Source organism: Faecalispora anaeroviscerum, assembly GCF_947568225.1.
GTDB lineage: Bacteria > Bacillota > Clostridia > Oscillospirales > Acutalibacteraceae > Faecalispora > Faecalispora anaeroviscerum.
The window spans coordinates 1,836,841-1,857,798 of the sequence record NZ_CANOOQ010000001.1 but is presented as its reverse complement, the minus strand read 5'-3'; the positions used below and the strand labels follow the sequence as shown (position 1 = coordinate 1,857,798).

The following is a 20,958-nucleotide window of genomic DNA, read 5'->3' as shown; positions in this document are numbered from 1 at the left end:
AATTGCAGGGTACGGCGGAAACAATAGACCTTGAAAAATCAGAAAGGATCTGAATCCATGGAATATGTCAAGGCTTTTGTGGTAGGTGGTCTGATCTGCGTGATCGGTCAGATACTGATCGATAGAACAAAGCTGACTCCCGCCCGGATTTTAGTGATGTTCGTCACGCTCGGCGTCGTTCTTACGGCGGTTGGCCTGTACGAGCCACTGGTGCAGTTTGCCGGGGCCGGGGCTACGGTTCCGCTGTCCGGGTTCGGCTACGCAATGGCCAAGGGGACGGAAGAAGCCGTGCGCGAGCATGGTCTGCTCGGTGCCCTGATGGGCGGCGTTACCTCCAGTGCTGCTGGAATCGCGGCGGCAGTGTTCTTCGGCTACCTTGCAGCGCTTCTTGCAAAGCCGGGCGATAAGTCCTAACAAAACAAAACGGGCAGGAACGGGAACAAAAGCTCCTGTTACCCTGCCCGATTTTTTGCTTTCACTTACTGGATGGAGTAATCCAAATAATGCTCCAGCTCTTCTTCGTCCTTTTTCTTCTTCTCAAGGAACAGAAGCGTGGTCGTGACGATCGCGGCTACCGCAACGGCAGCGGAAACAATTCCAAGGATCAGTGCCAACGTATTGTTTTTCCTCATTACAAAACGCCTCCAAAAACAAATTAAGCTTCCCTGTGTTCGTTCAATTCATCCGTTTGTCCTTATGATACCCAAAAATCTCGAAAAAGTCAATTCACACTCAATCTATGGTAAAAAGTGTATCCTATCGTTTTCTTCCCCCAAAAAAGGAGCGGAGAGAACCATACCACGCTTCACAAGTCTATGGAAGGCTCATATCAGCAGATGGGGGCGGATGCCAAAATGTATTCCAAGTAAAAAAAGCAGAGCACAAAGCTCTGCTTTTCAATACAAAGATTCAGAAAACAACCTGTCTAATCAGGACGCGCTGGTTGTGTTCAGCTTGCGGGCAAGGGCAGACTTCCTTCTGGCGGCGGTTTTTTTGTGAAGGATTCCTTTAGCAGCAGCTTGGTCAATCTTCTTTATCGCAGTACGAACAGCCTCCGCCTTGTCCTCAGCCTGAGCCTCAAGAGCAAGATTGGCCTTCTTAATCTCTGTTTTCAAAGCAGAATTAATCGCTTTGTTCTGAAGAGTCTTAGCCGCGATTACCTTAACGCGTTTCTTGGCTGATTTAATATTCGGCATAGTCACACCTCCTTTGTCGCATTTGTCATGTAACAAAAATCTTAGCACAAAAATAGATAAAATGCAAGAATTTTTTCTTACTTTTCGCAAAGCCTTAATAACTTAATGAGTATATCATAAGAGAGGAGAAAAAGCAATGATTTTTCGTACAGATTTGGCAATTGAGGCCACCGAAACAATCACGCACCCGTTCCCCGATATTTCGCAGACACAGGAGCGGCACGGCAGCTGTACCATTACACGTATTCGTGTGGAGGGGCCAAGGGGCGCCCGGCAGCTGAATAAAGAAATGGGAAATTACGTTACGCTTGAGATGCCCCCCATTTCGGACACGGTGGATCTGGAGGATGAGTGTCAGGAGCTTTTACGAAAAGAGATCGCAGCTCTGCTGCCGAAGGAGGGTCTTGTGCTGGTGGCGGGGCTCGGCAACCGGCAAATTACGCCGGATGCGCTTGGCCCACAGACGACGGCGCTAGTGATGGCCACGAGGCATATTAAAGGTGAGCTTGCCCGGGTAACGGGGCTGACCGGTCTGCGCGGCGCGGCGGTAATCACTCCCGGTGTGCTGGGCGATACAGGCCTCGAAACAGTGGAGTTTTTGCAGGGAATCTGCAAGCAGCTGCAGCCGAGCGCGGTCGTGGTGATTGATGCTCTTGCTGCGCGCAGTCTGGCCAGGCTTGGCTGCACCGTACAGCTGAGCGATACGGGAATTTCTCCCGGCGAGGGAGTAGGCAACCTCCGTCCGCGCATTGATCAGCATACAATGGGCGTGCCGGTCATTGGTATCGGTGTTCCCACCGTGGTGGATGTAGAAACGCTGGCACTAGATTTGTTCGGTGGTGACCGAAGTCAGGCAGAGCGTAGCGAAGAAAAGCTGACGCCGCGCGGTGCGCGCATGGTGGTCACGCCCCGGGAGATCGATCTGCTGGTATCCAGAGCGGCCCACATGCTGGCCATGGGGATCAATCGCGCACTCAATCCGAGCCTTTCCGTAGAAGACCTCACAATGCTGACCGCACCATAATCGGAAGGTATATCCCCAAGCGTTGACGCATACCAATAGTTAGCAGTCTGTTTGGGGAGAAGCATATGAAAATGATCAATTTGAAAAAGAAAAAAAGGGGCGGTCATTCACCGCTGCGCAATGCGGCGGCGCTGGCGGTAGCCATAATTTCCGTCGCCTGCTTTATTGCGCGTTTGGGGCCGCAGGTGCTGGCCCAAAGGGAGACGGCAGCGCTGGCCGCCGCTGGCTTTATTATGCCCGACGGAGCGGCAGAGCTTTTGCGTACAGGCCTTGAGGAGCAGGACGGCGAAGAAGCCCCTGCAACTGAGCACACCCTGCCGGAGGAATCCTCCGAAGCGGTGCGTGACCCGGCGGAGGCTCAGAGCGGATCTTCTTCCTCCTCCGCACAGGGAAGCAGTTCGCAAACCTCGTCTGCACAAAGCCAGGCACCCGCTGCAAGCGGTTCCGGCTCACCAATTCAAGAGCTGGCAGTTCAGAACTCCGGTGTACAATACCTAAACGTATTTGTAAAAAATACCAATCAAAATCAGAAAATCGACATTAAGGCTGAATTAGAAAAACAACCTGAGGTCAAAATACAAACAGACGGCAAGCCACAGGTGCTGATTTACCACACCCATACAACAGAAGCGTACCTGCTGCAGGAGGCCGCTTCCGTTCCGGCTGGTTCCGAAAGCAGAAGCACAGACGGTACCCGGAGCGTGGTAATGGTGGGTAATGCGATTGCGGCACAGCTAAAAGCGGTCGGGATCGGCGTGGTGCACGATACCACCATTCATGATTCTCCGGCGTACAACGGCTCTTATATCCGTTCCGCGCAAACCATGTCTAAGAATCTAAAGCAGTACCCCAGCATTCAGGTCACTCTGGACATTCACCGCGATTCGATGACGGCCTCAAATGGCACGCGGTATAAGCCTACGGCTGTGATCAACGGAAAAAAAGCGGCGCAAATCATGATTTTGTCGGGCTGCGACGATGACGGCACCCTTGGGTTCCCAAACTGGGAATATAATCTGCGCCTTGGAGTGCGGGTTCAGAAGCAGCTTTCGGATTTGTATCCCGGGCTGGCACGACCCCTCAATTTCTGCCCGAGAAAATATAATCTGAATATGACCAAAGGCTCCTTGCTGGTAGAAGTTGGTACTGAGGTCAATACGCTGGACGAAGCGGTTTACTCCGGCGAGATGTTCGGCGCGGCCCTCGCAAAAACACTTTTGGGGCTGAAGTAACTCCCAACCAAAGGAAGGGGAAGAACGGAATATCTTTTTATAGTGATATTGATAAGTAAGAAGGAGTAAAAATTTTGAAGGATGTAAAAGAGACACGTTGCTTTTGGGCGTCTTTTTTCGCAACACTCTGCCTGATCATACTGGTGTGCGGGATTATTATGGTGGATTACCAGACCGCGCGGGTCGGCTTTGGGCAGAGCCAGCCGCTGATTCTGGTGCAGGTAAGCGAACAGAAAACCAGCCTGAGCGTCCATGTAATGGGGGCGGGCGGAGAATGGGACATTACCGCGTTGGACCAGTGGGCTCATCGCGCGGAAGACGCGGTAATGACGGCAGTGGAGGAGGGCCAAAAGCTCCTGGAACAGATTCCGTTACAAAAAGCTTACAAATAAGCCCAAAGATTGCTTTTTACAACGATTTTTGTTATACTGAGTCGTGTAAAAAAACTGCAGGCTCTGGAATGCAGAGTGTTGGAATAATCAATGGAGGAATCGCGCATGTTCAGAAGAAAACAGGTAATGGTGTCTATGCTGACGCTGATACTGGGCTTTTCCCTCATTTGCACACCGGTTTTGGCTACCTCAACGGAGCCGGTCATAGGCGGACAAGGGCAGTCTCAGGCAGACCCGGGTGGCACGGTTTCTATCCCGGGCAGCACGCCGGGTCAGCAAACCTCTTCGGCACCGGCCAGCAGTGCGCCGACAAAGCAGGAGTCCTCTTCGGCTGTAAGCCAAAAGCCGGTAAGCTCTTCTTCCTCGTCATCCTCTAAGACAGCATCGTCCCGGAGCACTTCTTCTAAGTCGACTGTAAAGAAAAAGGTGGTATCGTCGCAGGTTTCCTCATCTGAGATTTCCAGCAGTGAGATCGGTGAGTTTTGGGGCATTTCCGAGATTTCTTCCTCCTCCGGCATTTCTCTGCCGCCGGCCGGTACGGTGAGTGAGGCAGAGAATCTGATCGGTTCAGGCGTAGAGGTTCAAACGCAGAAATCCACAAACTGGTGGGGCGTTCTGTCCTGGGCATTGATCGGCCTTGGCGTCCTGATCGTTGTGATCGTACTGCTCAGCACGCTGCGCAGGCCGCCGCCGGGTGGCCCGGGTCGCAAGCGCTATCGCCGTCATCCGTTCCCAACGAAAAAAAAGCGTTTGCTCAACGATAAATACTATCGCAACAAATTTGATTAATCAAAACGCCTCCGGTTAGCTCCGGAGGCGTTTTTGGGTTCGTTTTTCAAGAGAAGGCTTCCTTTTTACCTGAATGAGGAAGGATTTTTCTGTAAAGGGAAACCCTTGTCACAGAGAGGCGTTTTGGCGATTTTACCCGGCGAAATCGAAAAGGCGGCGCGGGAAAGCAAAAGAAGAGCTTCTTTTCTCTGTAAAGAGGAAATACTTACCATACAAAATAATCTGTTTTTTGCATCTTTTTGGTTTCGTTATAGCTCCAGTTCTGCGCGGAACACGATCACGGCGTTTCCAAAAATTCGAATTTCTGCCGGTTCGTTATTTTGCAGGTCTACTTCTACCGCAATGATCCCGGCGCGACCCATCATTTTGCCCTGCAATACTGAAAAACGAAGCTGCCCGTCTGTTGGCTGCAGGAATCCGTAGTGGGCCAGATACCCGCCCAGCGGGCCGTTGGCGTTGCCGGTAACAGGGTCTTCGCGGACGCCGCTGATGGGTGCGAACATTCTGCCGCAGAACAGGTAATCGGCATTTTGCGGGGCCGGTGCGAATACATAATAGCCGTTGCAGCCAATTTTTTCACTCAGATGGCACAGTGCGTCCCAATCCGGCTCCAGATTGTCGAGAATCTCCTCGTCCAGAATCGGAACCATGATTTTGCCGAACCCGGTAGAAACCTCCTGAATCGGCCAGCCCTCGCGCAGCTGATCGGGAGAAAGGCGCAGCGCGGTGCAAAGCTCCTGTTTTTGTGTTTCGTCAAACGGAAGCCCTAAACGGAAAAGTCCCTGCGTCATCGAGATGCGAAGTGAGTTGTTTTCCCTCACAATATCGACGGGCAGAATTCCCGCGCCGATTTTCTGCATAATCCGACCAGACGGCAGATTCTGTTCCAGCGCGCGCACATAGTGGGATGCGATTGTAGCGTGGCCGCACATGGGAACTTCGCGCACCGGAGTGAAAAAACGTATCTCTACGTCGTACTCCGGGGAGTCGGAAGAAAAAACGAAAGCCGTTTCTGAATTGTTCAGCTCCCTTGCAATCTCCTGCATTTGAAATTCCGTCAGACCATCCGCGTTCAGCACAACACCGGCGGGATTTCCACGGAACCGCTGCTCGGTGAAGGCATCGACTTGATACAAATGGTATTTTTTAGACATGTTTTTCCCTCCTGTAATATATTTTGATCTTTTTTGCAAGCTTATGCCGAAATTCGGCGAAATGCACCGGGTTATCCCAGTGCAGAACAGCTTACACAAACAAACTCCTTGGCCGCGGAATACGTTTCCATAACAGAGGTTACCAGTCTTGCCCGTCAGCGGGCAAAAACCGCCGCAATGGACAGCAAACTGCTCAAATCCCCCAGAAAGCATCTTTCTAAGTATACGGTTAGTATATTTTTAGAAAAATTCTCCAAATTGGATTGAATTTATCTTGCTTTGTCGAATTATGCAGGCAGAACAATGTCGTATGCCACCTTGCAGAACAGAAGAACCAGAGAAACGATCAGCATGGGTCGAATGACCTTTGTATTATAACGCAGCGCCAATCCGGAGCCGATGTAATTGCCCAGTACGCCGAACAGTGCGCCCGGCAGCCCCAGAACAAACACGACTTTACCGGCCAGCGCAAAGGTGAGCAGCGAAGAAAGATTAGACATCAGGTTAACCACCTTCGCGTTTCCGGAGGCGGTAGTGGAATCGAAGCGGGTGAGTCCGGTAAATAAGAAAATCAAAAAAGTCCCGGTGCCGGGGCCGAAAAATCCATCGTAGGTACCAATCACAAAACCGATGCCCATGGACAGCGCCGTCAGCAGTGACGGGCGAAGTAAAGTATGTTCATCCGTTTCCCCGCGATTTTTTTTCTTTTTTAATGTAATAAAAGCAATGACAGGCAGAACGCCAAGCAGCAGGTAGCGAAGGTATTCTTCATCCAGCACCATGTTCAGCTGCGCGCCGAGCGCCGCGCCGAACAGTGCCATCACGCCTGCGGTTGCGGCAGTGCGCAGGTGGATTTTTCCACCCCGCATGTAGCGAATGGTTGCCGTGAGTGTACCTGCGGTAGAAGACAGCTTGTTTGTTCCCATCGCGAGGTGAGGGGGCAGGCCGATGGCCAGATATGCGGGAAGTGTGATCAACCCGCCGCCGCCGGAGATAGAATCAATAAATCCTCCCAAAAACGTGCAGGTACACACAACGATTAGTTGCAGCAGTAAATCATCCATGAAATTCGCTCCTTTTGGCCACTTGATTCAAATTATATCGAAATTCGCCAGTAACTACAATAGAAAATTGCTTTTGGCGAAATATAAAAAATCATAAGAGAACATATAGAATTATGATATAATGCGCCCTTTCCCTTCCGTGTGAAAGCCCAGACGGCAGAAAAAGTGCGGCTCTTCTAAAAGGATATGTAATGCCTCACAGCCCGGTGAATTTGAGGATAGGAGGCTGCGGCGCAGAAAATCCCCGCCGCAGCAAAATGCGGCGGGGAAGCAAAGGTACATTTAAAGTCTGTTGGTTTGGCCATCCCAGTAAATTTCCACTTCGTCGCCGTTCTTCAGCGGCTCCAGGTAGCCGGACTCGTGCCCGTTGATGCGCAGAACAATGGCTCCCTGCGGCGTGGTAAGGTCCACATCCACCAGATTCAGCGTGTCGATCAGGCAATAGGGGGAACGGTCCGTTTTTCCTTCTAATCGCACGGGGCGCCCGTTCAGAATGACAAGGATGGGCGGCGTCGGCTCTATTGGCGGCTGTGGCATCTGTTCCTGTGCCTGCGGCGGTACAGAATCTTCTGTGGTCCGCCCGGGGGATTCTTTCTGGAACGCCGGTAACAATCCGGCAGCGTTCTGTGCCTGTAATCCCAGTGATTTTTTTTGTGCCGAATTCCTCGCTTCCAACTCCAGTAAATCGACCAGATCTGGCTGTGAGGTAGGTGTCAACGGCTGAATTGGCGCGGCTGGGAGAGCGTCGGTCTGGGGTCTATCAGGCCAAGACTCCGGTGAGGGTGTTTCGGATTTTTCCCAGTTTAGTGGCTCCAGCCGGTCGCCGGGGTGCAATAGCGTGTGCGGAGGCACCGCGTCACCGTTGACCAGAAAGAGTGTGCCCTCTGGCATACCAGCGAAGGACAGCAGCTGCTCCAGCGTGCTGACCGGTCGGGTGCGAATCCGGTCCCGGGTATGGATTGTTTGCTCCGGTGTGCCGGGCTGACCGTTGACCGCAGCGCGCAGACCAAGGGAGATTTCTTCACTGCCCAAAAAAACCGTGCCGGGGGAGTGCAGGTCGATCATCTCGCCCAGTGTCAGCGTGGCGTCCCTGCCGCCCTGCGCCGGTTCGAAGATGATGGTGTCTCCTGCTTTTACGGTATCGGAGAGACTGGCGTCTTGCCCGTTGAGCTGTATTTTGGCCAGTGTAGGGTGGTCTCCGTAGATCATTTTGTTTTCTCCGTCGAGCTCAAACACCAAACTTTTGCCGGAGCGCCCAATCATCTGGTCGTGACGCCAGCCGTTCATGAGCAGAACATCCAGCACCGAAAGGCTGTTGCTGCGGAACAGCTTCGCCCTTGTGCCGTTGAGCAGAATCGTAAAGCTGTCATTGATCAGGTTCAGCGCGGAAGAAACGGCAATCCCCAGCGGCGTGGCAAACTCGGGAGTTGTCAGCGATGGGTCGGCCTTGGTCAGGTAAGCGGAAAAATTCCGGCCGCCCAGCGCTACGCGAGCCGTGGGAAGCCCCAAAAGCTCTGCCACGCAGGCACAAAGGCCGGGCAGCTTACTGCCGCCGCCCACCAAAAAGACGGCGCTGGGCGCTTCACCGTTCGCCGCTAAAATCTGCTGGGTAATTTCTTCTGCCAAACGCCGCAGGACGGGGGTAAGCTTTTCTTTCAGCTCTGCCGGAGAAACCTGCTGTTCCAGCCCCAGAATATCCTGAAATGAAATGTCGTCGTCCTGCCCTAACCTCAGCTTGATCTTCTCCGCGGTGGGGAAATCGACCAGGTATTCGCGCATCAGCGCTTCGGTGACCTCATCTCCGGCGATCGTCGCCATGGTGTAGCCCACCACGCCGCCGTCGCGCGAAACGGCAATGTCTGAGGTGCCCGCGCCGATGTCGACCAGAGCGAGGTTTAAGAGGCGAAGGCTCTGCGGAATCGCCGCATTCATGGCGGCGATTGGCTCCAGCGTCAGGCTCGAAACCTCAAGACCGCACTTTTGCATGGCGGAGTAAAGGCTGTCTACCACCTCACGCGGCAGAAATGTTGCGATCACGTCCGCTGAAAGCTGTTGGCCACGGTGGTCAAGCAGGCTTGCCAAGGGGTAGTTGTCGAGCAGATAGCGCGATACGGAATACCCCACCAGATAAAACAAGGAGCGGCTCTCCTCTTCAGTGGGAGGCGAAAACTCGTGTTCGGCCTGCTGCACCGCTCCGGCCTCGAGCCGGCATAGAATTTCGGGAGTGATGACCTGCGGGGTTTGCAGATCCAGCTCAAAATGCACCTCGCAGGTGCGCAGGGCGCGTCCGGCTGCCGCCACACAGACTCGATTTAAAGGGTAACCCACCCGGACTTCCAGCCGCTTTTTTACCAACCCTGCCACACGGCTCACCTGTTCAATATCTTCAATCTGCCCATCGATCATTGCGCGCTTTTCATGCTCCGCGATTTCAATGGCGCAAACCTCGAGCCGCTCGCCGCGGGGCACCCCAACAATACCGATCACGCTGCGTGTGCCAATGTCCAGCGCAAACACATAGTTCTCCGGCGGGATTTTCTCCCCGGAATCCGTGGCCGGCCGGCCCGCCTGGTTTTCTTCTTGCATGAAAAAGACCTCCGCATCTTCCGTGTTCGCCAAAATTTGATCAAATCATACAATATATATTACAATAACAAAGGGAAAAATGCAATTATTCTGAGCCGGAAATAGCCCGCTGCATCTACAAAAAACAAAACCGCTCGGATGCTGGACAGAATGTGGCAAAAATGATATGATGGTGCTGTTATCAGGCAGGAAGCCCCGGGCGTGGCGCAGAAATGCGTATTGCTTTGGGGCAGATTTGTTTTGGTTGTATTTCGGAAGAACCGGAGGGAAAGTCATTGAATATTTTGGTGGTAGGCTGCGGCCGTCTTGGCACCACTCTGGCCGAGCAGCTTGATAAGGAGGGCCACGACGTAGCCGTGGTGGACGGGCTGGAAGAGAACCTGCTGCGCTTGTCCGATACCTTCAGCGGCATCAAGGTGACCGGCATGCCTATGGATCAGAGCGTGCTGCAGGCGGCGGGGGTCGATAATTGTGATGCGGCTGCAGTTGTTACGCCGGACGATAACCTGAACATAACGGTCGCGCAGATTATCAGGAATTTTTTCGGGGTGGAGAACGTAGTGGCTCGGATTTCGGACCCGCGGCGGGAAAGTGTGTTCCACCGGTTCGGGCTGCGTACTGTTTGCCCTACAAACCTTGCGGCAGATGCGATGAACACGGTGCTTACCTCGCCCTGGGAGCCGGTACAGATGACGTTTGAAACGGCTTCTGTCACCTTTCGCGTGAGAGAGGTGGAGGAACAATATATTGGAAAGGGCATTTCCACCGTCCCAATTGAAGATGGCTGGGTGCCGTTCGGAGTGATTCATCCGAACTATGAATCCGAACTGTATGACCACCAAAATGATATTGTGCTGCAGGCGGGGGAAAAGCTAATGCAGGCTCATGTCAGCGATTAAAGTAAAAAACACAATGGCATTTGCCCATTAAAGTCAGGGAAATGTGATCAGTTTGAAGCACTGTGTGCTAGAAGACTCAGTATAAAGGGAGAAATACGATGAAGATAGTGATCATGGGCGGCGGCAAGCTGGGGTATAACGTAGCCCGCAATATGCTTGACCGCAAGTATCAAGTGCGCCTGATCGAAAAGGAATACGCCAAGTGCGTCAAGATCGCGAACGATCTGGGTGTTGAGGTAACCTGCGGCGATGGCACCGAGCCTGCCATTCTGGAAAGCGCCTCTACCAAAGACGCGGATGCCTTTATCGCGGTGACCGGCAGTGACCAGGATAACCTGGTGGCGGCACAGCTGGCCAAGATGGAATTCGGCGCCAAAAAGGTGATCGTTCGCGCGAACAACCCCCGCAATCTGGAGGTTCTGCGAACCATGGGGCCAGATATTGCCGTGTCCAGCACAGAGATTATTACGAACATGATCGAGCAGGAGGTTGATTTGGCGGAAATGCACCTGCTGGCTACTTTGAATAAGGGCCGCGCGGGCATTTGCAGTATGGTGCTGCCAGACGATACATCCTTGCACGGTGTTCGCCTGATGGATGTTGTACTGCCGGAAAACACGCTTATTGTTTCCGTGATGCGCGGCGGGCAGATGATCATTCCGAACGGCCGCTCGGTTCTTCACGCGGGCGATCAGGTGGTCGCGGTGTGCGAGAATAAAAATCAGAAAAAATTGCTTCATATTCTTGGAAAACGGATTCACTGATCATTGTGCAGCTTTAAATAAGACCATTTCAGGCGGATTGATTGTGGTTTGATACGCCAAGGATTTTATTGTAAAAAATACAGAACGAATTGCATTTTACTATGAAAAGGAGTATTCTATAATTCATGCCCAAAAGGCATAGTCAGTCGCAAGATCCTGACTTAAAATAAAACTACGGAGGAATAAAAAATGAAAACATCTCTATCTCGGCGCACCGCATTTTTGGTGCAAGGCGCCATGGTTGCCGCCCTTTATGTGGTGCTTACGATTCTGTCGTCGGCGATGGGGCTTGCTTACGGGCCGGTTCAGTTCCGGCTGTCCGAAGCACTCACGATTCTGCCGGTGTTCACGCCGGCGGCGGTTCCCGGCCTCGTGATCGGGTGCCTGCTTTCCAATCTGGGCAGCCCATACGGCGTGGTAGATATTGTTTGCGGTACCGGCGCTACTCTGCTGGCGGCGGTGATTTCTTACCAACTGCGGCGCTTCCGCTTTCGCGGGCTTCCGGTGTTGTCTGCACTGCCGCCCGTTCTGTGCAACGCGTTGGTCATTGGGGTTGAGCTGGCATTCTTTCTGCCGTCCGGCTTTACAATAGCCGGGTTTCTCGCGGCGGCGGTTTCCGTCGGTGCGGGCGAGCTGGTGGTGCTTACGGTGTTAGGTTTGCCGCTGGCGGCGATCCTAGAAAAATCCGGAACGGCGCAGAATCTGTTCGGTGTGCTAAGATAACTTGACTGAGGGAGAGTAAAAACTTCGATGGGCTTAAGTGCGGTTTTGTCTAAAAAGGTAAGAACCACCCCTCCGGTGCGGCTGGTGGTAATCAGCTTCTTGATGTTAATTATTATCGGTGCGCTGATTTTGATGCTGCCGATCTGCTCACGCAGTGGGCAGGGCACGCGCTTTATGGATGCTTTGTTTACTGCGGTGTCAGCCGTGTGTGTTACCGGCCTGACCCGTTTTGATACATGGATCCACTGGAACGGTTTGGGGCAGGCAGTAATTTTGCTTTTGATTCAATTAGGGGGATTAAGCATCATTACTGTGACAACAGGCTTCTCTTTACTGCTGCGGCAGAAGTTGGGGTTGCGCGAGCTTTCTTTGGCTCGCGAAAATCTGCAGGGGGATGACCTGAACATTTCCCATTTGCTGCGCATGATTTTAACCGTCACATTTTCGGCCGAAGGATTAGGTGCCCTGATTCTGATGCTGCGGTTTGTGCCTCAGTACGGGTTGTATGGAATCTGGATGTCTGTCTTTCATGCAGTTTCAGCTTATTGCAACGCAGGTTTTGATCTTATGGGGTTTCGGACACCATCTGGAAGCCTGATATCGTATGCGAGCGATCCTTTGGTGCTCATTCCTTTAGATCTGCTTATTATTACGGGTGGTTTGGGCTTTATTGTAATAAGTGATATTTATTATGCGAAGCTGAGGCACTGTTTCAAGAGGGAAAAAACAGTACCTCTCAGTCTGCATTCTACTGTGGTACTGATTGCTGAAGCGGTTCTGCTCATTGTTGGTACGGCAATGATTTTGGGATTGGAACATGATAATACGCTGCGGAATTTGGATTGGCCTGCTAAATTGAATACCGCTTTTTTTCAGTCAAACAGTCTTCGAACCGCCGGACTAACTGCAATGGATACGGCTAATCAGCAGGATTTAACCAAGCTGATTTCCGCTATGCTCAGTTTTATCGGTGTTGCTCCTTGCTCTACCGGCGGCGGAATTAAATATACCACTCTGGTGGTGTTAGGGGCTGCTGTACTAAGTGTTCTGCGTGGCAGTGATGAAATCGTTCTTCGGCATCGAAGAATTGCTCATGCTGTGGTATATCGTTCACTGACATTCTTTTTCGGAGGACTTCTTACGGTGTTCATGACAACCGGGGTGCTGATGATGCGCGATGTTCAGAACAAAATCAGCAGTGTAGATGCCCTGCATGAGGCGGTGGCGGCATTCAGCACATCAGGAATGGGCATTGGGTTGACGCCTATGCTGGATGATCCTTCTATGCTGGCTTTGATCTTTGCTATGTTTATTGGGCGCGTGGGCTTTGTATCGCTTGGGCTTTCGGTTTCCATCCGCCATACGGGTAAGCCCGGCTGTGTAATGCCGGAAGCTCGCATCATTGTGGGGTGAGGGCTATGTGCTTCTCCCCAAACATCTTTATCCCAACAAAAAAGGTGCTGCTGCAAAACGAAAGCTTTGCAGCAGCACCTTTTTGTTTTTTGAGAGGAGTCAATTTCTTAGCACCGCTTCTTAAACCGGATACAAATACCCCGACACCTCTTTTGCGGGAGTGACTGCGGTTATGGTGATCTGCGGCTCGGGCGAGCCCTGATATTCGCCGTAATGAAGCGTGCCTTCCGCTGTGATCCAACTGTCTGCTTTCAGCTCGGCGGTTTTATCGTACTGGCACAGCAGGCCGACCGGTGTTAAATCTGCGACACAGCAGCTCATCATCAACCTGGCCGGAACAAATTCATTGTTTGTCATCTGTGAGGAATCGCGGAAGACGTAGCCGGTCATGCGGATATGGTATCCATCGTATTTCTGGGGATTCTCATACAGCGCAGAGATCCACAGATAAAATTCGCTGTCGCTTACGGTAATCGTCTTGTTCGCTTCATCCAGTCCCGACAGTGCAGAGCCGTAGGCGGGCTCCGACGATTGGCTCTGGAGCTGCTGCGCCTGCTGGACAGTGGTTCCGGGATTGGTTGCCCCCACATAGCCGGAGGAAAGTGACGAGGAGGTTACCGCGCTGTGAGGAAGCAGGAGAAACAAAATCGGGATGACGAGGGTCAGGCAGTGGGCGGTGCGTGTTTTTTGCACGGAGCGGGTGCGGCGCAGCAGGCCGAAGAAGCCCCATAGCGCCATCACGCACACGGTAAAATACAGGTATGGCAGTGTTTTGGGCGTAACGTACTGCAAATACGTTCCGGTGACCGCCAGGTAAAGAATCATGGCGGCAAACGATAAGCAGCAGGCGGATTCCAGCAGGGTCTGCGGGCTGTGCATTCTTTTTTCCATAGCCAATCAGCCTCCTACAAACAAGCGTGCGGTTGTGTAGACCACCACAAAACAGACGGTAAAGCAAACCAGGAACAGCTTTGCGACAAAGCGGCGGGAGAAGCCGCCGGAAAGCATCAATACGTTCTTAAGATCCATCATCGGGCCAAATACAAGAAAGCCCATCACCGGCGCCATGGGGAAACGTGCCGCAAAGCTTTTTGCAACAACGGCATCGGAGGAGGAGCAGAGCGACAGCAAAAATGCCAGTACCATCATCAGCAGCAGTGAAAGGGCAAAATCCGCAGGGGTTTGCAGCAGCAGCGAATTTGTTACCATCACCTGGAACACGGCGGCGAGGAACGCGCCGACGGTCAGGTATTTTGCCACGCTGAAGAACTCGGCCTGTGAATGCCGCAGCAACAGCGAAAGCTTCTCTCCCAAGGTGGAAACGTCTGTGGCCCCGCCGTAGCAGCCGCACGAACACATAATGCGGTCATACCCCGCGGAAAGGGCAGGCAGTTTTCCGGGGCGCAGCGCGAACCAGCAGCCGATCAGCACGGCGGAGAGAATCCCCATGCCCACCCGGCCCAGCATGACCGAAAGATTGCCGTTAAAAGCCGTGTAGGTGGAGAGCATCACCACGGGGTTAATCACCGGGGTGGCGGTCATAAAGGTAACGGCGACGGGCAGCGGAATGCCCTTTCGCACCAGACTGCGGAAGATCGGGATGGAAGCGCAGTCGCATACCGGCAGGCAGAAGCCCGCCAGAATGGCAACCAGCATCCCTCCCGCCAAATTTTTCGGGAAGAGCCGCTCAATCGCCCGCTGCGGAATCAGCACCTGAATCGCCGAAGAAATCAGCACTCCGATCAGCAAAAAGGGGATGGCCTGCAGCATGATGCCGAGGAAGATGTTGATCACTGTATTCACACGGGTCTGCGAAAGATGGAACAATGCCTCCGCGCCTAAATACAGTGTGGCAAAGGCAAGAATCGACGTGGCAAAGACCGCCGGGGGATTTGTTTTTCTACGGATGGCCCGCGTCATAATTTCGTCGAGGGCGTCATCGCCCATAACGCGCAGGCCGGGGTTAATTTCGCGCAGGAGCCGCCGCGCACCGCGAAATTCGGCGTCTGTATAGGCACCGCGCAGCACCGCAAAATCGCACGCGGCAATTTGCCCGGGCAGGGCAGAGCCGGTTCGCCCCAGCAGGTGGCTGAGCGTCTGTGCGTCTGCCATATGAATTATTTTTTCCAGCCGGCAGCCGGAAAGCTCCGGGCGCGAAAACAGTGCATACAGCTCCTCGAGCGGCGTTACGCCGTTCCACTCCACCCAGATTTCTTCCAGCGCGGATTCTGTTACATAATTGCTAATACTCACAGCGGATTTTTCAGGGGAGTCCTCCAGTACACGCTTGGGAACAATCATCACATCGCAGCCGGTTTCGTTTGAGATTTCCTCAATTCCCGATTCAAACTGAACAATCAGGCGGTGCTTTTGAGATTCCTGCCGGAACAGGTGGTTGAGCAGAGTGGTCTTGCCGGACTCCAGAAAGCCCGTGACCACATAAACGGGAATAGCCAAGCGATCACTCCTTCCCGAATACCCTCTTGAGTTCCTGTTCGTTTAGATCCCGGCCGATCAGGCACAGGGAGCCGGGGCGCAGATCACACAGGGTCAGGTTTAGCTCGCCGGGCAGGTACTGCACGGTGGCGGGGCCGTCCGGTGTATTCACAATCCCCTTGGCGCGAAGAAGCCCAAGTCCTGTTTTTTCAGCGGTATGAAATGCTTCCTCCAGCTCCGGTCGGGTCATCGTGCGGGAGAGAGAAAGCGTGACGGTATCGAACGCCTCATACGCCGCATGGTCGTGAGGATCGTGGCCGCATTCATCGTGGTGATGATCGTGGAAATGCCTATGACAGCAGCAGGCATCCTCGTGGCAGTTCGTTTCATGTACGGCAGGCTTGCCAAGCAGAGAGGAGAAATCTAGAGAATCCAAGGATGAGGAGAAAATTTGCGCTTCGGGAGCCAGAGTGGCCAGCAACGTTTTGGCAACACTGATTTTATCCGGGTTCTGTTCCGTGCGGCTAAGCAGAATGGCATCCGCGTGCCGAATCTGGTCTTTGTAAAATTCCCCAAAGTTTTCTATGTACATGCGGCAGCGCACAACATCCGCCACGGTGATCTTGCGCCGTATCTGTGCCATATCCAAAATTTTTGCGGAGCGGCAGGCAGCCTCAATATCGGAAAGCTTTCCCACACCGGACGGCTCAATGAGAATCTGCTTGGGTGAAAATTCGCACAGCACCTCAAGAATCGCCGCCTGAAAATCACCGGTCAGGCTGCAGCAGATGCACCCTGCGCTAAGCTCCTTCACGGCAAAGCCGCCGGAGCGGATGAGCGAAGCGTCGAGGCTGACCTCGCCGAAGTCGTTTTCAATGACCACGGTCTCTTTCGGGTCAAATACTTCCCGCAGCAAATGGCCAATCAGTGTGGTTTTTCCGGCTCCCAGAAAGCCGGAAATAATGTAGATGTCGGTTTTCATTGGAATCTCCTTATCGGGGTCACGCGCTCGCGCTTCCCCTTGCTCCAAACAGACTTTTTGCCAGCAGAATGACCACCAACACGACAACGCCGATCAAAACGATCGTCGCGCCGGGTCGCAGTCGGGCATAGTACGACAGAAACAGCCCCGAAACGGTGAACAACAGCGCGAATACAATGGACCACAATACCGTTTGGCGGTAGCTTCTGGCAATTTGCATCGCGCAGGTGACGGGAATCACCATCAGGGAAGAGATGATCAGCGCGCCGACGGTGCGGGCTGCCACGGAAACAGTAACGGCAGTCAGAATCGTGAAGATAAAGTTCACGGCCTTTACCGGCACGCCGGCCAACCGGGCAGTGCGCTCATCCAGAGTGATCAGAAACAGCTCCCGGTACAGCACCAAAAAGCACACCAGCACCGCCGCGCTGATGCAGCAGACGAGAATCAGCTCAAAGTCGCTGATGGCGACGATGCTGCCAAACAGAAAGCTGTTGAAGTTGGCGGCGTTTTTAACAAAGCTGGATAAAACGCCGGCCAGACCAACGCCGGCTGACAGAATAATGGCGATGGAAAGCTCGGAGTACTTGGGAATTCTCTTGCGGATGGCCTCAATACTCAGCGCGGCGGCGATACACGCCGCTACCGCGCCCAGAATGGGGTTAATCCCCAGCACCAAACCGGCGGCAACACCCGCAAGACTGGTGTGAGACAGTGCGTCGCCCATCATGGAAAGACGCTTTAACACCACAACAATGCCGATGCAGGGAACCGTGGCCGCTAGCAGAATGCCGACCAGAAAGGCCCTCCGCATAAATTCATAGTCCAAAATGGACACTAAAACCAATCCTTTCAGAGGGAAAGTCGCAAAAAAGCAGGATGCCCGCCCCGGCAAGACAAGGCTTTGCCGGAGCGGGAAGAGGCGGCGGTCTGCCGCTCAAACAGAATACGTTCGGTTGGTTTGTTTTGGGGGAATGGGGTGCTTGTGTCGATGCCCCATCTCGTCCAGCAGCTGGGCGTGGTTCAGCTCGACCAAAGAGCCGTCCTCCAGGCACAACACCCGGCTCACGGTATCCATCGCCCCGGCAATGTCGTGCGTAATCATAATAATGGTCAGCCCGGTTTCGCGGTTGAGCCGCCCCAGCAGCTCATACAGCGATTGCACGGTTTGGGCGTCCACCCCGGTGGTCGGTTCGTCCAGAAGCATCATCCGCGGGTTCGCAGCCAGTACTCTGGCCAGCATCACCCGCTGCTGCTGCCCGCCCGAAAGCTCGCTGAGCATGCGTTTGGCGTAGGGCAGCATATTCACCGATTCTAGTGCGTGCCGAGTCTGTTCGCGCTGCCGCTTTCCGCCAAAGTGCAGAAAACCGGTTTGGGAATACAGGTTCGCGCGCACAATTTCTTCCGCTGTGGCGGGGAAATTCTCGCTCGCTGCGGCGCCGTTCTGCGGCACATAGCCAATCTTAGGCCAATCGCGAAAGTGCGAAAGCTCCTGCCCGAACAGCGTGATTTCGCCTTCTTGGGGAGAAAGCTCGCCCAAAAGCAGCTTCATCAGCGTGCTTTTGCCGGCGCCGTTCACACCGATAATCGCCGCGAAATCGCCGCGTTCCAGCGAAAAGCTGACATCGGATAAAATTGGCTGCGAACCGTAGGCAAAGCTGAGATGGTTGACTTCAAGAATAGGATTCATTCTGTTCGCTCTTTTCTATGAGGTTCGATGAGGTTTGGGTGAATCCAAAGATCAGCTGCCGTTCGCCTCGCGGATGGCCTCGATGTTTTTCTCCATGATCGAGAAATAATCCAGTCCCTTGGCTTTGTTCTCATCGCTGAGGCCCTCTATGGGGTCCAGCACAGCGGTTTTGGCGCCGGTGGCCTGCGCAATTGTCTCCGCAACCTTCGGATTTACCATCTCTTCAAAGAAGATGGTGGTGATCTTGTGTTCCTTCGCGAACTGGATGATCTCGCTCATACGGGCGGCATCCGGCTCGGAATCGGGGGAAAGACCCTCGATTGCCACCTGATTGAGGCCATATGCACTGCAAAGGTAGCCGAAGGCCTGGTGCGCCACAATCAGATCCTTGTTTTTCAGTTCGCTCGTCATCTTTTTGAACTGGCTGTCCAACTCATCGGCTTTTGCTGCATAGGTGCTGTAATTCGCCTCGTAGGTCTCTTTGTTGGCGGGGTCGGCCTGCACAAACGCATTTTTGATATTTTCCATCTCTTTTTTTGCGTTTTCGGGATTGAGCCACACATGCGGGTCGGTGGAGGAAACTTCCTCCGCGCTTTCGGCGGCATGGCTTTCCTCACCCTCGTGTTCGCCCGTTCCCTCCAGCAGAGAAATCCCGGAGGAAGCCTCTACCGCAACAAGCTTTTTGTTCTGGATGGAATCCAGCACACTGTTTACCCAGTGCTCCATTCCCGCGCCGTTATAAATGAAAACGTTCGCCTTCTCCAGCCCGACAATGTCGTTCGGCTGAGGCTCCCAGTCGTGCGGCTCCGTTCCCGGGGGAACGAGATTCGTAACCGTCACTTTGTCGCCGCCGATTTTTTCCGCGAAATCGTACATCGTGTAAAAACTGGTGTAGACCAAGAGTTTTTTTCCTTCGTTTGCACCGGATGCGCTTTCACCCGCAGAGCTTACAGAGCCTGTACCGCCGGCACAGCCGGCCAGCAGAGCGGCAGAGAGCGCTGCGCTGACGAACCCAAGCAACCATTTTTTCATGAACATCCTCCTGCTGAAATTAATCGCAAATGAAATTCAATTGCATTTAGAATACGGCTATTATAACTCTCCTGTCGGCGGGCTGTCAAGAAAAAAGAGGGAAAAGGATCAAAAATACAGTATGGTGCAGATTACTGTTCACAGGGGTAACGCATTCCCCAGTCGGCCCGAATGGAATCCATCCTGCGTAAAATACGAAGCGTTTCCGCGTGGGGCATTTCGGGGCATTCCATCTGCCCGTATTCAATGGCGTTCAGGCATGAGCGTACCTCGTATTCCATGCCACTGATTTGCTCGGGGCGGCGGTAAACGCCCGTAGAACAGCGGTTTTGATCGAACACTTCAATCTGCTCGGGATTATTCAGGTTATCAATGGTAAGAAAGCCCTTACTGCCGTATACATACGCCCTGCGGTCACTAACGGCCAGCATGGTGCTGCTGAGTACCGCGAGTTTTTGACCGGGATGAAGCAGGGAAAGGCAGCTTTGAAGATCGATCCCCTCGGCGGAGCGGATGACGCTGGTGGAAATGCTTTCTACCTCGGAGCCGAACACCAGTGCGTCGATTGTAAGCAGGTATACGCCAATATCCAACAGCGCGCCGCCGCCTAAATTAGGGTCCTTCAGCCGGGGCAAGGGAGAAAGTGCGCTCATGCTGGCCTGCAGCAAAAACGGCTCGCCGATGGCGCCGTCTTTGAGTAATCTGCATAGCTGTGCGGAAAGCGGCATATACCTTGTCCAGAGGGCTTCGGTAACAAGGAGCCGCCGTTCGGCCGCCTTGGCGAACACCTCTAAGGCTTCGGCTTCATTCATAGTAAAGGGCTTTTCGCACAGCACGTGCTTTCCATTATTCAGGCAAAGCAGGGCGTGTTCCCGGTGATAATTGTTCGGGGTGGCAATGTAGATCAGGTCGATGTCCGGATCCTGTGCCAGAGCCAGGTAAGAGCCGTAAGCCCTCGGTACGCCGAACCGCTGTGCAAACGCGCGGGCTCGTTCCTCATCTCTGGCCGCTGCCGCAAGCAGGAGTACCTCGGGCATGCGGCTCAGAGTGTAAGCCATTTTTTCAGCAATGCCGCCGGTACCGAGAATTCCAATCTTCCATTGGTGCATCATGTGCTTTCCTTTCCGTGAAAAGTTATTTTCATTATATCGGCCCAAAAGGTGCTTTGCAAGAATTGTTTTTTCTAACCGAAATTGTTACAATACTGCGTCGCTTCCCCGACGGAACTGGGGAAATGACAGATGAAATTTGTGGCCAGTAGGGCACTTTTATTCATTATTGAGTAAAAGAACATTAAAAAAACAGGGGATCAAATAATATTTGTATAAAAATTCTAGACAGAAAACACATTCTCTATTATAATAGTAACATTAGAGCGTCTTTTTTTAAACAAAGTATTGGTAACAATTTTCTTTTTTGTGTCGTTTTATTCTACAAAAGCGCGGCATGGCCACCCTTTTTTGGCCTTTGGTGCGTCTTTTTGTACAAAATGCGGTCTTAAAGGCAAAAAAATGCGGGACGCGAAGCAAAAAAATTCAAAAATCGAACGAAATTTTTGAAAAAGCACTGGACAAATAATGTC

The 20,958-nt window shown here is 53.0% G+C and carries 21 protein-coding genes; 9 read left to right on the top strand and 12 right to left on the bottom strand.

Translation table 11 applies throughout. The features are described 5' to 3' along the window. Positions 1 to 57: 57 nt before the first annotated feature. Positions 58 to 414: a stage V sporulation protein AE gene (gene spoVAE / locus QOS46_RS09225; protein WP_283609121.1), complete on the top strand. Its 357-nt coding sequence runs from the start codon at positions 58 to 60 to the stop codon at positions 412 to 414. A 65-nt stretch (positions 415 to 479) separates the two neighbouring features. On the opposite strand, the gene QOS46_RS09220 is transcribed toward spoVAE, so the two are convergent. Then, the gene (locus QOS46_RS09220; RefSeq protein ID WP_009060536.1) at positions 480 to 632 is read right to left on the bottom strand and encodes a hypothetical protein; all 153 of its coding nucleotides are present in this window, start codon (positions 630 to 632) and stop codon (positions 480 to 482) included. 297 nt (positions 633 to 929) lie between these two features. After that, positions 930 to 1,196, bottom strand: coding sequence for a 30S ribosomal protein S20 (rpsT, locus tag QOS46_RS09215; protein ID WP_085834271.1), 267 nt, complete (start codon positions 1,194 to 1,196; stop codon positions 930 to 932). A gap of 136 nt (positions 1,197 to 1,332) precedes the next feature. Here rpsT and gpr point away from each other — a divergent pair, with 136 nt between their 5' ends. The 4 genes from gpr to QOS46_RS09195 all read left to right on the top strand — a co-directional run bounded on the left by gpr (position 1,333) and on the right by QOS46_RS09195 (position 4,633). Further along, complete coding sequence (gene gpr / locus QOS46_RS09210; protein WP_283609115.1) at positions 1,333 to 2,220, top strand: GPR endopeptidase; 888 nt, start codon at positions 1,333 to 1,335, stop codon at positions 2,218 to 2,220. 65 nt (positions 2,221 to 2,285) lie between these two features. Beyond that, entirely contained in the window at positions 2,286 to 3,452 is a 1,167-nt protein-coding gene (gene spoIIP / locus QOS46_RS09205) for a stage II sporulation protein P (protein WP_283609113.1), read from the top strand. A 74-nt stretch (positions 3,453 to 3,526) separates the two neighbouring features. Then, positions 3,527 to 3,844 (top strand): hypothetical protein, encoded by a 318-nt coding sequence (locus QOS46_RS09200; protein ID WP_283609111.1) that lies wholly within the window; start codon positions 3,527 to 3,529, stop codon positions 3,842 to 3,844. 105 nt (positions 3,845 to 3,949) lie between these two features. Beyond that, a complete protein-coding gene (locus tag QOS46_RS09195; protein WP_283609109.1) occupies positions 3,950 to 4,633 on the top strand; it encodes a hypothetical protein in 684 nt (227 codons plus the stop codon). Between the two features lie 248 nt (positions 4,634 to 4,881). On the opposite strand, the gene QOS46_RS09190 is transcribed toward QOS46_RS09195, so the two are convergent. From QOS46_RS09190 to QOS46_RS09180, 3 genes are all read right to left on the bottom strand, one after another. Then, complete coding sequence (locus QOS46_RS09190) at positions 4,882 to 5,787, bottom strand: PhzF family isomerase (protein ID WP_283609108.1); 906 nt, start codon at positions 5,785 to 5,787, stop codon at positions 4,882 to 4,884. Positions 5,788 to 6,074: 287 nt separating this feature from the next. Further along, positions 6,075 to 6,851: a sulfite exporter TauE/SafE family protein gene (locus tag QOS46_RS09185; protein WP_283609106.1), complete on the bottom strand. Its 777-nt coding sequence runs from the start codon at positions 6,849 to 6,851 to the stop codon at positions 6,075 to 6,077. Between the two features lie 282 nt (positions 6,852 to 7,133). After that, positions 7,134 to 9,437 (bottom strand): cell division protein FtsA, encoded by a 2,304-nt coding sequence (locus QOS46_RS09180; protein WP_283609104.1) that lies wholly within the window; start codon positions 9,435 to 9,437, stop codon positions 7,134 to 7,136. A 275-nt stretch (positions 9,438 to 9,712) separates the two neighbouring features. On the opposite strand from QOS46_RS09180, the gene QOS46_RS09175 reads away from it, so the two are divergent. The 4 genes from QOS46_RS09175 to QOS46_RS09160 all read left to right on the top strand — a co-directional run bounded on the left by QOS46_RS09175 (position 9,713) and on the right by QOS46_RS09160 (position 13,236). Next, complete coding sequence (locus tag QOS46_RS09175; protein ID WP_283609102.1) at positions 9,713 to 10,336, top strand: potassium channel family protein; 624 nt, start codon at positions 9,713 to 9,715, stop codon at positions 10,334 to 10,336. 98 nt (positions 10,337 to 10,434) lie between these two features. Continuing rightward, positions 10,435 to 11,100, top strand: coding sequence for a potassium channel family protein (locus QOS46_RS09170; RefSeq protein WP_283609100.1), 666 nt, complete (start codon positions 10,435 to 10,437; stop codon positions 11,098 to 11,100). Positions 11,101 to 11,289: 189 nt separating this feature from the next. Continuing rightward, positions 11,290 to 11,823 carry a QueT transporter family protein gene (locus tag QOS46_RS09165; RefSeq protein ID WP_283609098.1) on the top strand — a complete coding sequence of 178 codons (534 nt, stop codon included), beginning with the start codon at positions 11,290 to 11,292 and terminating at the stop codon, positions 11,821 to 11,823. 27 nt (positions 11,824 to 11,850) lie between these two features. Beyond that, entirely contained in the window at positions 11,851 to 13,236 is a 1,386-nt protein-coding gene (locus QOS46_RS09160; RefSeq protein WP_283609096.1) for a TrkH family potassium uptake protein, read from the top strand. Positions 13,237 to 13,356: 120 nt separating this feature from the next. On the opposite strand, the gene QOS46_RS09155 is transcribed toward QOS46_RS09160, so the two are convergent. The 7 genes from QOS46_RS09155 to QOS46_RS09125 form a co-directional block, all read right to left on the bottom strand. Further along, positions 13,357 to 14,127, bottom strand: a complete 771-nt coding sequence (locus QOS46_RS09155; RefSeq protein ID WP_283609094.1) for a TIGR03943 family putative permease subunit — start codon at positions 14,125 to 14,127, stop codon at positions 13,357 to 13,359. Between the two features lie 6 nt (positions 14,128 to 14,133). Beyond that, the gene (locus QOS46_RS09150; RefSeq protein WP_283609092.1) at positions 14,134 to 15,693 is read right to left on the bottom strand and encodes a permease; all 1,560 of its coding nucleotides are present in this window, start codon (positions 15,691 to 15,693) and stop codon (positions 14,134 to 14,136) included. A 4-nt stretch (positions 15,694 to 15,697) separates the two neighbouring features. Continuing rightward, positions 15,698 to 16,654 carry a CobW family GTP-binding protein gene (locus QOS46_RS09145; protein WP_283609090.1) on the bottom strand — a complete coding sequence of 319 codons (957 nt, stop codon included), beginning with the start codon at positions 16,652 to 16,654 and terminating at the stop codon, positions 15,698 to 15,700. A 19-nt stretch (positions 16,655 to 16,673) separates the two neighbouring features. Further along, complete coding sequence (locus QOS46_RS09140; RefSeq protein ID WP_456298796.1) at positions 16,674 to 17,468, bottom strand: metal ABC transporter permease; 795 nt, start codon at positions 17,466 to 17,468, stop codon at positions 16,674 to 16,676. Positions 17,469 to 17,591: 123 nt separating this feature from the next. Continuing rightward, on the bottom strand, positions 17,592 to 18,344 hold the full coding sequence (locus QOS46_RS09135) for a metal ABC transporter ATP-binding protein (RefSeq protein ID WP_283609086.1): 753 nt from the start codon (positions 18,342 to 18,344) through the stop codon (positions 17,592 to 17,594). A gap of 51 nt (positions 18,345 to 18,395) precedes the next feature. Beyond that, positions 18,396 to 19,376, bottom strand: a complete 981-nt coding sequence (locus QOS46_RS09130) for a metal ABC transporter substrate-binding protein (protein WP_283609084.1) — start codon at positions 19,374 to 19,376, stop codon at positions 18,396 to 18,398. Positions 19,377 to 19,507: 131 nt separating this feature from the next. Further along, positions 19,508 to 20,485, bottom strand: coding sequence for a Gfo/Idh/MocA family protein (locus tag QOS46_RS09125; protein ID WP_283609082.1), 978 nt, complete (start codon positions 20,483 to 20,485; stop codon positions 19,508 to 19,510). Positions 20,486 to 20,958: the final 473 nt, after the last annotated feature.

Coding starts and splice junctions, on each gene's coding strand:
- rpsT (WP_085834271.1), bottom strand. CDS start 1,196: ATGCCGAATATTAAATCAGCCAAGAAACGCGTTAAGGTAATCGCGGCT.
- QOS46_RS09140 (WP_456298796.1), bottom strand. CDS start 17,468: ATGCGGAGGGCCTTTCTGGTCGGCATTCTGCTAGCGGCCACGGTTCCC.
- QOS46_RS09145 (WP_283609090.1), bottom strand. CDS start 16,654: ATGAAAACCGACATCTACATTATTTCCGGCTTTCTGGGAGCCGGAAAA.
- QOS46_RS09180 (WP_283609104.1), bottom strand. CDS start 9,437: ATGCAAGAAGAAAACCAGGCGGGCCGGCCGGCCACGGATTCCGGGGAG.
- QOS46_RS09170 (WP_283609100.1), top strand. CDS start 10,435: ATGAAGATAGTGATCATGGGCGGCGGCAAGCTGGGGTATAACGTAGCC.
- QOS46_RS09155 (WP_283609094.1), bottom strand. CDS start 14,127: ATGGAAAAAAGAATGCACAGCCCGCAGACCCTGCTGGAATCCGCCTGC.
- QOS46_RS09130 (WP_283609084.1), bottom strand. CDS start 19,376: ATGAAAAAATGGTTGCTTGGGTTCGTCAGCGCAGCGCTCTCTGCCGCT.
- QOS46_RS09195 (WP_283609109.1), top strand. CDS start 3,950: ATGTTCAGAAGAAAACAGGTAATGGTGTCTATGCTGACGCTGATACTG.
- QOS46_RS09220 (WP_009060536.1), bottom strand. CDS start 632: ATGAGGAAAAACAATACGTTGGCACTGATCCTTGGAATTGTTTCCGCT.
- QOS46_RS09165 (WP_283609098.1), top strand. CDS start 11,290: ATGAAAACATCTCTATCTCGGCGCACCGCATTTTTGGTGCAAGGCGCC.
- QOS46_RS09190 (WP_283609108.1), bottom strand. CDS start 5,787: ATGTCTAAAAAATACCATTTGTATCAAGTCGATGCCTTCACCGAGCAG.
- QOS46_RS09185 (WP_283609106.1), bottom strand. CDS start 6,851: ATGGATGATTTACTGCTGCAACTAATCGTTGTGTGTACCTGCACGTTT.
- QOS46_RS09160 (WP_283609096.1), top strand. CDS start 11,851: ATGGGCTTAAGTGCGGTTTTGTCTAAAAAGGTAAGAACCACCCCTCCG.
- gpr (WP_283609115.1), top strand. CDS start 1,333: ATGATTTTTCGTACAGATTTGGCAATTGAGGCCACCGAAACAATCACG.
- spoVAE (WP_283609121.1), top strand. CDS start 58: ATGGAATATGTCAAGGCTTTTGTGGTAGGTGGTCTGATCTGCGTGATC.
- spoIIP (WP_283609113.1), top strand. CDS start 2,286: ATGAAAATGATCAATTTGAAAAAGAAAAAAAGGGGCGGTCATTCACCG.
- QOS46_RS09135 (WP_283609086.1), bottom strand. CDS start 18,344: ATGAATCCTATTCTTGAAGTCAACCATCTCAGCTTTGCCTACGGTTCG.
- QOS46_RS09125 (WP_283609082.1), bottom strand. CDS start 20,485: ATGCACCAATGGAAGATTGGAATTCTCGGTACCGGCGGCATTGCTGAA.